A 12,464-nucleotide genomic window follows, 5' to 3' on the forward strand; every position below is an offset into this window, starting at 1 on the left:
AGTGTTGGATGATGGGCTTCATGGATAAACTAAAAAATAAATTTAAACAAAAAGATAACGAAGAAGTATCAACAAAATATAAAGAAGGTATGAAAAAAACAAGAAATTCTTTTTCTGGGAAAATTAACGATTTAATTGCCCGTTATCGCAAAGTAGATGAAGATTTTTTTGAAGAATTAGAGGAAGTATTAATTTCAGCAGATGTTGGCGTTATGACGGTAATGGATCTTATTGATGAATTAAAAATGGAAGTGAAACGTCAAAAAATAAAAGATTCAAGCGATATCAAAGAAGTTATTTCTGAAAAATTAGTGGAAATCTACTATGGTGATGATGATGAAGAAATAGAAGAAGTCAACCTACAAGAAAATGAGCTTTCCATTATCCTAGTCGTAGGTGTAAACGGAGTTGGTAAAACAACCTCGATTGGGAAGCTAGCACATCAATTAAAAAGCGAAGGCAAAAATGTTGTATTAGCTGCGGGAGATACATTTCGAGCAGGTGCGATAGAACAACTAGAGGTCTGGGGAGAACGTGCAGAAGTAGATGTAATCAAACACCAAGAAGGTAGTGATCCTGCTGCTGTTATTTTTGACGGTATTAAAGCAGCAAAATCTCGACAAGCGGATGTGTTAATTTGTGATACAGCAGGAAGGTTACAAAATAAAGTGAATCTGATGAATGAGCTTTCTAAAGTGAAACGTGTTATTGAACGAGAAGTTCCAGGTGCACCACATGAAGTATTGCTTGTATTGGATGCGACTACTGGACAAAATGCTTTGAGCCAAGCGAAAACCTTTTCTGAAGCAACGGACGTATCCGGTATCGTGCTAACAAAGTTAGATGGAACAGCAAAGGGTGGTATTGTCCTCGCGATTCGACACGAATTAGAGATTCCTGTTAAATTTGTTGGGCTGGGTGAGCAAATAGAAGATTTACAAAAATTTAACGCAAATGCTTTTGTCTATGGATTATTTGCTGATATGTTGGAAGAGGATCCAAGTTAGGAATAGGTGGAATGAACTTGACAATCGTTCTATTTATTCGTTAAGATAAAATGTAAAGGAAATTCACTTAACAAGGGGTGTAGGCATGCTAGAAAAAACAACACGGATGAATTATTTATTAGATTTTTACCAAGCATTATTAACACCCAAACAACGTAATTATATGGAAATGTATTATTTGGAAGATTATTCTTTAGGTGAAATTTCTGAGTTATTCCAAGTATCACGCCAAGCAGTATATGATAATATTAAGCGAACAGAATCCATGTTGGAGTCTTATGAGGAGAAATTACACTTATACGATAAATTTCAACAACGTTCGAAACTAATGGAAAAACTAAGTGATGAAGCTAGTGATTTAGATTCGGATCAATTGAGTTCGTTAATAAATCAATTAAAAGAAATAGATTAGGGGGAACCCTCGATGGCATTTGAAGGATTAGCCGATCGTTTACAAGATACAATTAAAAAGATCACTGGTAAAGGAAAGGTTTCTGAGCAAGATGTAAAAGAAATGACTCGTGAAGTTCGTTTAGCTTTGTTAGAAGCGGATGTTAATTTTAAAGTAGTCAAAGATTTAATCAAGCGTATTAAAGAGCGGGCTGTTGGACAGGAAGTTATGGAAAGCCTAACACCTGGACAACAAGTAATTAAAGTGGTAAAAGAAGAACTAACCGAATTGATGGGTGGAGAGCAAAGTAAGATTGCGGTAGCTGATCGCTCCCCTACCGTTATCATGATGGTTGGTCTACAAGGTGCAGGTAAAACGACAACTACCGGTAAACTTGCTAATCACTTACGTAAAAAACATAATCGCTCTCCACTATTGGTTGCTTGTGATGTGTATCGTCCTGCTGCAATTAAACAATTAGAAACGCTAGGTCAACAATTAGACATGCCTGTATTTTCAAAGGGTACGGATGCTAATCCAGTTGATATAGCCAAAGAAGCTATTGATAAAGCAAAAGAAGATCATAATGATTATGTGATTATTGATACAGCTGGTCGTCTACATGTTGATTCTGATTTAATGGAAGAGCTTGACCAAATAAAAGAAACGGTTAATCCAAATGAGATTTTCTTAGTAGTGGACGCCATGACCGGTCAAGATGCTGTCAATGTCGCAGAAAGCTTTAATGAGCAATTAGATGTGTCTGGTGTAGTTTTAACGAAGCTTGATGGGGATACACGTGGTGGTGCTGCGCTTTCCATTAAAGCGGTCACTAATAAACCAATTAAATTTGCGGGTATGGGGGAAAAGCTGGATCAACTAGAACCTTTCCACCCAGAACGTATGGCCTCTCGCATATTGGGTATGGGTGATGTGCTATCTTTAATTGAAAAGGCACAAACGAATGTAGACGAAAAGCAAGCGAAGCAGTTAGAAGAAAAAATGCGCACCATGTCGTTTACATTTGATGACTTTTTAGAGCAAATGGGTCAAGTGAAAAACATGGGACCACTAGAAGATTTAATGGCGATGATACCTGGAGCAAACAAGATGAAGGGATTGAAAAATGCGCAAATTGATGAGAAACAACTTTCTCATGTTGAAGCAATCATTCAATCGATGACAAAAAAAGAACGTCAGGATCCTAGCTTAATGAATGCAAGTCGTAAAAAACGGATTGCAAAAGGTTCCGGAACGTCTGTTTCTCAAGTGAATCGTTTGTTAAAACAGTTTGACGAGATGAAGAAAATGATGAAGCAGATGACAAACATGCAAAAAGGGAAAAAAGGAAAAGGGATGAAATTTCCTTTTATGTAAGAGGTATATAAGGAATTATGCAGCACTATATTTCTCTAAAAAGGACTCTGAAGAATAATAATTATAAGTTTTGTTATGTTGTAATGTAAAAACACTTTACAGACGAACAAGTTTCTGTTAGAATCTAAACTTGTGATAAACATTTTAGATAAACATAATTATGGAGGTGCAAGACACATGGCAGTAAAAATTCGTTTAAAACGTATGGGATCAAAAAGAAACCCATTTTACCGTATCGTAGTAGCTGATTCACGTTCTCCACGTGATGGACGTTCTATTGAACAAATTGGAACTTATAACCCAGTAGTTAATCCAGTTGAAGTAAAAATAGATGAAGAAAAAGCACTTGATTGGATGACCAAAGGTGCAAAACCAAGTGATACAGTACGCAACCTTTTCTCAAATGAAGGCATCATGAAAAAATTCCACGAACAGAAAAATCAATAGTAAAGTAGTGTGATAATCATGAAAGCCCTAATCGAATCGATCGTTACTCCTCTTGTAGATCATCCGGAAGATGTTGTTGTAAATGAAAAAGTAGAAGAATCGAAAGTAGTTTACCATCTTACGGTTAATCAAGATGATGTAGGGAAAGTTATTGGAAAGAATGGGCGTATTGCAAAAGCGATCCGAACAGTTGTATATGCAGCTAAAACGGATGCTAACAAGCGAATTTATTTGGATATCATGTAAAGGGAAAGGGGATACCTTTCCCTTTTTACACATCTCTGGGGAATAAAATAAGATTTAGTTTGTGGGGGGATTAGAATGGAAATAATGAAGAAAGTCCTAATCAAACAAATTATTACAGAGAAAAGTAAAGATAAATTGAAAGCTAAATTTTCTGATGCAAAAATGCGACTTGAGCAAGAGTGTCAACAACTCTTATTTGAACAACGGAAATTACAAAATAAACCGGGAGTTTCCAAACAGGATATTTCAGAACGCTTTCAGCAGGAAATTAATAAACGTAAGGAAAAATTAAGACTAATTGATTTTAAAATAGATCAATTGGATATGCTAGCTATTGGTAGTGAAATCGTTGAAAAAGAAGTTGAAGCTCTTGTTGAAGTGAGTGTTGGATCTCATTGGAATGAAATAATGGAACAAACAGCAATTGTCATCAAAGATGATGTTGTTGTAAGGATCGATAAATAGCGGGTGAGGTTATGACAGATAATATGTACAATATAGGTAAGATAGTGAACACACATGGTATTCGAGGAGAAGTCAAAGTACTTCGTATTAGTGATTTTGATGAACGGTTTCAAGTTGGAAAGACCGTTTACATAGATAAGGGGTCGAAAGAAAGCACGGCTTTAATTATCGATGGACATCGAGTACATAAAGGTTTCGATCTACTACATTTTGAGGGTTACGATAATATTAATGATGTAGAGCATTTCAAAGGTTGTTATCTAAAGATTTCAGAGGAACAACAAACAGAGTTACTGGAGAATGAGTTTTACTACCATGAAATTATTGGATGTGAAGTAAAGACGACATCTGAGGAACTATTAGGTGTTGTTAAGGAAATCTTATCACCTGGTGCGAATGATGTATGGGTTATTAAACCCAAAAAAGGGAAAGATATTCTAATTCCATACATTGAAGAGGTTGTTAAAACAATCGATGTGGAGGAAAAACTTATTGTCATTGAACCAATGGAAGGATTGTTAGATTAATGCATATTGATATTTTAACACTTTTTCCAGAAATGATTGACCCAATCTTTCAATCCTCTATACTAAAAAAAGCGCAGGAAAAACAAAAATTCAGTTACAATTTAGTGAATTTCCGTGATTATACTACGAACAAACATAATAAAGTAGATGATTACCCTTATGGCGGTGGAGCTGGCATGGTGCTAACTCCTCAACCTGTTTTTGATGCTGTGGAATCCGTAAAACAAGAAAAAGCTACAAAACCACGAGTTGTCTTAATGTGTCCACAAGGTGAAACATTTAATCAGAAAAAAGCGGAAGAACTAGCAAAGGAAGACCATTTAATATTTATTTGTGGCCATTATGAAGGCTATGACGAACGGATTAGGGAGCATCTTATAACAGACGAAGTATCAATTGGTGATTATGTTTTAACAGGTGGAGAACTAGGTGCTATGGTTGTGGTTGATAGTGTTGTTCGCTTGCTGCCAGAAGTTTTAGGTAATGAAGAATCTGCACCTCAAGATTCTTTTTCTACAGGATTACTAGAGCATCCTCATTATACACGTCCCGCTGATTTTAGGGGAATGAAGGTCCCGGATATTCTGCTTTCGGGTGATCACGCAAAAATTGATCAGTGGCGTAAAAAAGAATCTCTAAAACGGACTTATCAAAGGCGTAAGGAATTACTGGATCATCATCAATTATCTCCTGCGGAAAAAGAGATGCTAGATGAGTTAAAAGATGAATTGTAATTTTGCCTCGAAAAAATATATTGATAGTTGATCAAATTAATCTATTATGGTATATTAATTATTGTGCTTAAGTGCGATTAAGCACGTATAAACGATGTTCCGCTGTCCCTTATTGAGATAAAGAGCATTGGTTTGGAAGGAGTGAAGCAGGATGCAAAAATTAATCGAAGACATCACAAAAGATCAACTTCGTACGGATCATCCTGATTTCCGCCCAGGTGACACTGTAAAAGTTCACGTTAAAGTTGTTGAAGGAACTCGTGAACGTATTCAGGTTTTCGAAGGTGTTGTTATCAAACGCCAAAACGGTGGAATCAGCGAGACATTTACAGTAAGAAAGATTTCTTACGGTGTAGGTGTTGAACGTACTTTCCCAGTACATTCACCTCGTATTGATAAAATCGAAGTTTCACGTCGTGGTATTGTTCGTCGTGCGAAACTATACTATCTTCGTAACCTACGTGGAAAAGCAGCACGTATTAAAGAGCGTCGATAATAATTATGGTTCGAAAAGGAGCTTTGCACTATGCGCAGGCTCCTTTTTACGTATAATAACTAGTAATATTGAATAGTTCCTATCAGCACGTTAAAAATAACTATAGTATACATATTTGTATGTCGGGGGTTAAGACATGGCAAAACGGAAAAGTGAGTGGTTTGACTGGGTAAAAGCATTGTTAATTGCTTTCGCATTAGCATTTATTGTACGAACGTTTTTATTCACTCCAATTATCGTTGATGGTCCTTCAATGCTACCAACATTACATGATCGAGATCAGATGATTGTGAATAAATTTAAATATCGTATTAATGAAGCTGAACGATTTGACATTGTTGTGTTTCACGCTTCTGATAAAAAGGATTTTATTAAGCGGGTAATTGGTCTGCCAGGTGAACATGTTGCTTATCAAGATAACGTATTATACATAGATGGTGAGCCAGTAGAAGAACCTTTTTACGAGGATATACAGGACGATGTGTTACCAAATCCAGGACCGACAAATGATTTTACACTTGAAGAACTTCCAGGAGAGCATCGTGTTATTCCAGATGACCATGTTCTTGTTCTGGGGGATAATCGTAATAATTCTACCGACAGTAGAAGATTAGGTGTAATTTCGATGGACCAGATTGTTGGGACAACAAGTCTAATTTATTGGCCATTCGATCGCATGCAAACGATAGGAAAGTAGGTGTTTCACATGACAATACAATGGTTTCCAGGCCATATGGCTAAGGCAAGAAGAGAAGTCGAGGAAAAACTAAAGCTTGTGGATTTTGTAATGGAGCTAGTGGATGCACGTGCACCATTATCTTCTCAAAATCCAATGCTTCAACAGGTTTTACAAAATAAGCCGAAAATGATTGTTTTAATGAAGCGGGACTTAGCGGATCATAAAGAAACAGAGAAGTGGATCTCCTATTTTAAAGACAGAGATATAACTGCGATTTCAATTAATGTTAATGATAAAGCGGACATCAAACGAGTTATCCAATTGGCAAAAGAACTTGGTCAAGAAAAAATGGAAAAACTGAAGAAAAAAGGTATACAGCCTAGGCCAGCAAGAGCAATGATAGTTGGGATACCAAATGTCGGAAAGTCAACTTTAATTAATCGACTTGCTAATAAAAAAATTGCAAAGACTGGTGACCGCCCGGGTGTAACGAGACATCAACTGTGGATTAAAGTAAAAAAAGATTTTGAACTACTAGATACACCTGGAATATTATGGCCAAAGTTTGAAGAAGAAGTAGTCGGATATCGACTTGCTGCTATTGGTACAATCAAGGATCAATTGCTTTCTTTACAGGATATTGTCGCCTTTGTTATAAAATACATGCAACAATATTATCCGAAGCAACTGATCGATCGTTATCAAATTCATCCCGATACAGAAGATATGTGGGATATTTTTGTTACAATAGGGAAGCAACATGGGGCATTAGAAAGTGGAGGAAATGTAAATTTTGATAAAGTATCCGATATTGTTTTACGTGATCTACGAACAGGACGATTAGGTAATATCACGTTGGAAACTCCAGATGAGAACTAATTTGTTGGCATACAACCTTAGGGGCTGTATGCCTTACTTTATTCTAACATTTTTAGAAGTTTGAACCGATATAGATATAGGAAGTAGGTGTCATATGAAAAAGCAGTCTATTGCATCTATAAAAGAATTATTTGATGATAATTCGGTAGATGAACAATTACTACGTGTACTTAAACAAGATGAGAGAAAAGGTGTTCAACAATTAATTCACCGATATGAAAAACAAAAAATAAAGCAGCAAGAACTAGAAAAGGTATATGAAGAAATGTGTTCATATGAAAAAATACAGTTTGCCAATGGGAACAAATTAGTTGCGGGTGTGGATGAGGCAGGGCGAGGTCCGCTAGCTGGACCAGTAGTTGCTGCAGCTGTCATTCTACCAGTTGATTTCAAACTATTAGGCCTAAATGACTCGAAGCTACTAACAGAAGGACAACGACAACAATTCTTCGACTTTATTAAAGAAAAATCTATTAGCTACGGCATTTCTATTGTTAGTAATGATACAATCGATGAAATTAATATATTGGAAGCCACGAAGCTTGCAATGCGAAATGCTATTTCCCAACTAGATCCATGTCCAGACCATACATTAGTAGATGCCGTTCCCTTGGAAGGATTAGCCTGCACTTCAGAATCTATTATTAAGGGAGACGCAAAAAGCATTTCCATTGCTGCAGCTAGTATTCTAGCAAAGGTTACGAGAGATAGAATAATGAAAGAGATACATACAAATTATCCAATATACAATTTTAGTTCTAACATGGGGTATGGAACAAAGGACCATGTAAATAACTTGTATCAATATGGGGCATCCCCTTATCACAGAAAAACGTTTGCTCCTGTTAAAAATATAATAAAGTAGAAAAAATAAGTCAGGAAAATGCTTGAAAACGGAAGGATGGTGTCTCTAGTTGAACATTCAACAATTGCTTGGAAATAAAATAGCAAAAACAACAACAGATTCAACAAATAATTTACGTACTGGTCAAATTGTACAAGGGAAGATAAATAAATTATTCCCTAATAATAAAGCCCAAATTCAACTAGGGAGCCAACAATTTATTGCTCGATTAGAGGCTTCTTTAACAATAGGTGCAAACTATCATTTTCAGGTAAATGCTTCGGATTCATTGATTCACTTAAAAGTGATAGGAGACCAGTTAAAGAATAAGGAACGAACAGACACACTCACTCTACTGCAACAATTAGGATTAAAAGGAACTAAAACAAACATTGCCTTATTGCAAGCATTACTAAAAGAGAAAATACCTTTTGAAAGAGGACAGCTTATCAAGGCAAATCAATTACTAGAAGGTTTAAAAGGTGATGGCGCAGCGAAAGAAGTCTTAAAAGAAATGATTCGCAGTAGACTTCCAATGACAGAATCTGTATTTCTTGCCCTACACGTTAGGCGCAACTCCAGCTTTTCACAACAAATAAATTCATTAGTTCAACACTTAACGTATGACAATAATTCCAATTCAAATTTACAGCAAAATCTATTACAAAGGTTATCCCAACTGACTGAGCAACCGATGGATTTAAAAACGGGATTAGTAAAACAAATTGTTTCAGAGGTTACGACAAATAATCAAATGTTGTTTCATACGTTGAAGCTTGCTGGCATTATAGATTCTTCCCTAGATTACTCTAATTGGCGTGATAATTGGGAAGTGTATCGAACAAAACAACCCGAATCAACCATTACAGGTTCGACAAAAATAGCTCCTGATCAATTGCCTTATACATTGCAAGAAAAAACGATAATAAAAGGTATAGAAAACATATTAAATAACCAACAGTTGTTGAGAAGTTCTGCTAATGAAGTGCTAAAAAAATGGGAAGGTCCTATTAATCAGAGTATTACACAAAACAATCCACTTTCAACAACTGACTTGGAAAATTTACGAAATGAGGTCTCACAGAAAGTCGCTCCATATCTAGGAAGAGATCAGGGGATGTTATTAAAATCAACTAGTGATTCATTACCACAGTTGTTAACTGGTTTGCAAATATTGAAAAATGAAAATACGTATAGGAATCTTGAACAGTTATTTAATAAAACATTACATTCAAAAGATCAAATTCTTACCCAACTTAAACAAGTGATTGGTTCAATTGGCCTTTCTTATGAACATAATGTTTCTGGTGAAGTAACCGAAAAACAATTGAATACAATCAAATCGTTGCTTATCCAAATGGTCCAACAGTCCGAGGGCAATACCCAGGAATCATCGAAACAGCTGTTACATTTTATTAATGGATTGCAATTACAATCTGTTAATGAAACGGCAAGCACTATTCAAGCGAATATGATGATCCCCGCAGAAAAATTAGGATTAGTAAACGATATGGAGCTTGAATTTGAAGGGAAAAAGACAGAAAAAGGTGATATTGATTCGGATTATTGTCGAATTCTGTTTTATTTAGAATTAGCAAACCTAAAAGATACCGTGATCGATATGAATATTCAAAAACGGACAGTAGCTATAACGATCATGAACGATAAGTTGGGATTGGATAACGGTAATACACCTTTAAAATCAGTGTTACAAAAGGGGTTAGAAGAGTTAAATTATCAGCTTTCAACAATATCTTTCAAACCCATTCAAAAAAAGGAATTAGAAAACAAAAAAACGCCAAGTTATGCTCAAACGAACACCTCTTATCAAGGAGTTGATTATCGAATATGATAGAAAAAAGACAAAAAGCTGCAGCCATACAATATGATCAAAACCGGGACCAAGCACCAAAAATTACAGCAAACGGGAAGGGAATCATCGCAGATAATATTATCGAAAAAGCAAAAGAAAGTAACGTCCCGATTTTAGAGGATAGCTCTTTAGTAGAGCTATTAGCAGAATTAAATATCAATGAAAAAATACCAGAAGACCTTTACCAAGCAGTTGCAGAGGTTTTTGCTTTTATTTATCGTACTGATCAATTGCATAAAAACGAATAAACGAACAATTTTATGACAATATTGTTCTACAATTCTTGTGATATTTTGTATTTTTTAATACAATGGTAATGCAGTGAATTTTGTAAGGAGGACAAAGCATGAACATTCATGAATATCAAGGCAAAGAAGTTTTGCGTAACTATGGTGTAAAGGTTCCGAATGGCTATGTAGCATATAGTGTGGATGAAGCTGTAGAGGCCGCAAAAAAATTAGGTTCAGCTGTTTCTGTAGTAAAAGCTCAGATCCATGCAGGTGGTCGTGGTAAAGCTGGTGGTGTAAAGGTAGCCAAAAATCTAGATGAAGTTCGTACATATGCAGATGAGATTCTAGGTAAAACGTTGGTAACGCACCAAACAGGTCCAGAAGGTAAAGAAGTTAAACGCTTACTTATTGAAGAAGGTTGCGACATTCAAAAAGAATATTATGTTGGATTAGTTCTTGATCGTGCAACTTCTCGTGTTGTGATGATGGCATCCGAAGAAGGTGGTACGGAGATTGAAGAAGTTGCAGAGGAAACACCGGAAAAAATATTTAAGGAAGTAATTGATCCAGTAGTTGGTTTATCTGGTTATCAAGCTCGTAGACTAGCATTTAATATTAACATTCCAGATGAATTAATAGGAAAAGCAGTAAAATTCATGACTGGTTTATATCAAGCATTTGTAGATAAAGATTGTTCTATTGCTGAGATTAATCCACTGGTAACAACAGGAGATGGAGAAGTACTTGCATTAGACGCCAAGTTAAACTTTGATGATAACGCTTTATATCGTCAAAAAGATATCACGGAGTTCCGAGACTTAGACGAAGAAGATGAAAAAGAAATCGAAGCATCTAAATATGACCTAAGTTACATCTCTTTAGATGGAAACATCGGTTGTATGGTTAACGGTGCAGGGCTTGCAATGTCAACGATGGATATTATTAAGCATTATGGTGGCGATCCAGCTAACTTCCTTGATGTTGGGGGCGGTGCAACAGCTGAAAAAGTTACCGAAGCTTTTAAGATCATTTTGTCCGATGCCAATGTAAAAGGTATTTTCGTTAACATTTTTGGTGGAATCATGAAGTGTGATGTGATCGCTGAGGGTGTTGTAGAAGCTACAAAACAAGTAGGTCTAGAAATTCCGCTCGTAGTACGTTTAGAAGGAACAAATGTGGAATTAGGTAAAAAGATTCTTGAGGAATCTGGCTTAAATATTACTTCAGCAGGCTCAATGGCTGATGGAGCAGAAAAAATCGTTTCACTTGTGAAGTAAGATTAAATACGTAAATAGATTGCTTAGGAAAGGACGGACGAAAATGAGTGTTTTTATAAATAAAGATACAAAAGTAATTGTTCAAGGAATTACTGGTGGTACAGCGAAATTCCATACGAAACAAATGCTTGAATATGGTACAAATATCGTTGGTGGTGTAACACCGAAAAAAGGCGGTACAGAAGTAGAAGGTGTTCCTGTATTCAATACCGTTCAAGATGCCGTAGATAAAACAGGAGCAAATGCATCTGTAATCTATGTACCTGCCCCATTTGCTGCTGATGCAATATTAGAAGCCGTTGATGCAGAACTAGACCTAGTTATTTGTATTACGGAACATATTCCAGTTATGGATATGGTGAAAGTAAAACGTTATATGGAAGGGAAAAAGACTCGCTTAGTAGGTCCTAACTGCCCAGGTGTTATTACTCCAGAAGAGTGTAAGATTGGAATCATGCCAGGCTATATTCATAAAAAAGGACATATTGGCGTTGTATCCCGCTCTGGAACATTAACTTATGAAGCAGTACATCAATTGTCAGAAGCTGGATTTGGTCAATCTACTGCTGTAGGTATTGGCGGAGATCCAGTAAATGGTACAGATTTCATTGACGTCTTAAAAGCGTTTAATGAAGACGAGGAAACCGAAGCTGTAATTATGATTGGTGAGATCGGCGGAACAGCGGAGGAAGAAGCTGCAGAATGGGTGAAAGCAAATATGAATAAACCTGTTGTTGGCTTTATTGGCGGGGCAACTGCACCTCCAGGAAAACGTATGGGCCATGCTGGAGCTATCATTTCAGGAGGAAAAGGTACTGCTGATGAGAAAATCCGCGTAATGAACGAATGTGGTATTCAAGTTGCAGAAACTCCATCTGTAATGGGAGAGACGATGATTAAAGTTCTAGAAGAAAATGGTTTAGTTGAAAAATGTAAGACTCATTAATTAATGTAAAGGAACCTAGAAGCTACAGCTTTTAGGTTCCTAAATT

General features: G+C 36.2%; 16 protein-coding genes. All 16 read left to right on the forward strand.

Annotation, left to right across the window (positions count from 1 at the left end):
- Positions 1–11: 11 nt before the first annotated feature.
- The 16 genes from ftsY to sucD all read left to right on the forward strand — a co-directional run bounded on the left by ftsY (position 12) and on the right by sucD (position 12,418).
- Complete coding sequence (gene ftsY, locus BMX40_RS02365; protein WP_090866459.1) at positions 12–1,007, forward strand: signal recognition particle-docking protein FtsY; 996 nt, start codon at positions 12–14, stop codon at positions 1,005–1,007.
- Positions 1,008–1,092: 85 nt separating this feature from the next.
- Positions 1,093–1,419, forward strand: a complete 327-nt coding sequence (locus BMX40_RS02370; protein ID WP_090866461.1) for a putative DNA-binding protein — start codon at positions 1,093–1,095, stop codon at positions 1,417–1,419.
- Between the two features lie 12 nt (positions 1,420–1,431).
- Entirely contained in the window at positions 1,432–2,775 is a 1,344-nt protein-coding gene (gene ffh / locus BMX40_RS02375) for a signal recognition particle protein (RefSeq protein ID WP_090866463.1), read from the forward strand.
- A gap of 177 nt (positions 2,776–2,952) precedes the next feature.
- Positions 2,953–3,222, forward strand: a complete 270-nt coding sequence (gene rpsP / locus BMX40_RS02380) for a 30S ribosomal protein S16 (protein WP_090866465.1) — start codon at positions 2,953–2,955, stop codon at positions 3,220–3,222.
- Between the two features lie 18 nt (positions 3,223–3,240).
- The gene (locus BMX40_RS02385) at positions 3,241–3,468 is read left to right on the forward strand and encodes a KH domain-containing protein (RefSeq protein WP_090866467.1); all 228 of its coding nucleotides are present in this window, start codon (positions 3,241–3,243) and stop codon (positions 3,466–3,468) included.
- A gap of 75 nt (positions 3,469–3,543) precedes the next feature.
- Complete coding sequence (locus tag BMX40_RS02390) at positions 3,544–3,933, forward strand: YlqD family protein (RefSeq protein ID WP_090866469.1); 390 nt, start codon at positions 3,544–3,546, stop codon at positions 3,931–3,933.
- Between the two features lie 11 nt (positions 3,934–3,944).
- Complete coding sequence (rimM, locus tag BMX40_RS02395; protein ID WP_090866471.1) at positions 3,945–4,460, forward strand: ribosome maturation factor RimM; 516 nt, start codon at positions 3,945–3,947, stop codon at positions 4,458–4,460.
- The gene (gene trmD / locus BMX40_RS02400; protein ID WP_090866473.1) at positions 4,460–5,194 is read left to right on the forward strand and encodes a tRNA (guanosine(37)-N1)-methyltransferase TrmD; all 735 of its coding nucleotides are present in this window, start codon (positions 4,460–4,462) and stop codon (positions 5,192–5,194) included. Before rimM ends, trmD begins: the two co-directional genes overlap by 1 nt.
- A 151-nt stretch (positions 5,195–5,345) precedes the next feature.
- A complete protein-coding gene (rplS, locus tag BMX40_RS02405; RefSeq protein WP_042223789.1) occupies positions 5,346–5,690 on the forward strand; it encodes a 50S ribosomal protein L19 in 345 nt (114 codons plus the stop codon).
- 136 nt (positions 5,691–5,826) lie between these two features.
- A complete protein-coding gene (gene lepB / locus BMX40_RS02410) occupies positions 5,827–6,387 on the forward strand; it encodes a signal peptidase I (RefSeq protein ID WP_090866475.1) in 561 nt (186 codons plus the stop codon).
- Between the two features lie 9 nt (positions 6,388–6,396).
- A complete protein-coding gene (gene ylqF / locus BMX40_RS02415; protein WP_090866477.1) occupies positions 6,397–7,248 on the forward strand; it encodes a ribosome biogenesis GTPase YlqF in 852 nt (283 codons plus the stop codon).
- Positions 7,249–7,342: 94 nt separating this feature from the next.
- On the forward strand, positions 7,343–8,113 hold the full coding sequence (locus BMX40_RS02420) for a ribonuclease HII (protein WP_090866479.1): 771 nt from the start codon (positions 7,343–7,345) through the stop codon (positions 8,111–8,113).
- Positions 8,114–8,162: 49 nt separating this feature from the next.
- Entirely contained in the window at positions 8,163–9,944 is a 1,782-nt protein-coding gene (locus BMX40_RS02425) for a hypothetical protein (protein WP_090866481.1), read from the forward strand.
- Positions 9,941–10,213, forward strand: a complete 273-nt coding sequence (locus BMX40_RS02430; protein ID WP_090866483.1) for an EscU/YscU/HrcU family type III secretion system export apparatus switch protein — start codon at positions 9,941–9,943, stop codon at positions 10,211–10,213. The genes BMX40_RS02425 and BMX40_RS02430 overlap by 4 nt, the downstream gene beginning before the upstream one ends.
- Positions 10,214–10,311: 98 nt before the next feature.
- A complete protein-coding gene (sucC, locus tag BMX40_RS02435; RefSeq protein ID WP_090866485.1) occupies positions 10,312–11,472 on the forward strand; it encodes an ADP-forming succinate--CoA ligase subunit beta in 1,161 nt (386 codons plus the stop codon).
- A 43-nt stretch (positions 11,473–11,515) separates the two neighbouring features.
- Positions 11,516–12,418 (forward strand): succinate--CoA ligase subunit alpha, encoded by a 903-nt coding sequence (sucD, locus tag BMX40_RS02440; protein WP_090866487.1) that lies wholly within the window; start codon positions 11,516–11,518, stop codon positions 12,416–12,418.
- Positions 12,419–12,464: the final 46 nt, after the last annotated feature.

It is taken from the genome of Oceanobacillus limi (assembly GCF_900111445.1).
GTDB classification, from domain to species: Bacteria; Bacillota; Bacilli; order Bacillales; family Amphibacillaceae; genus Ornithinibacillus; species Ornithinibacillus limi.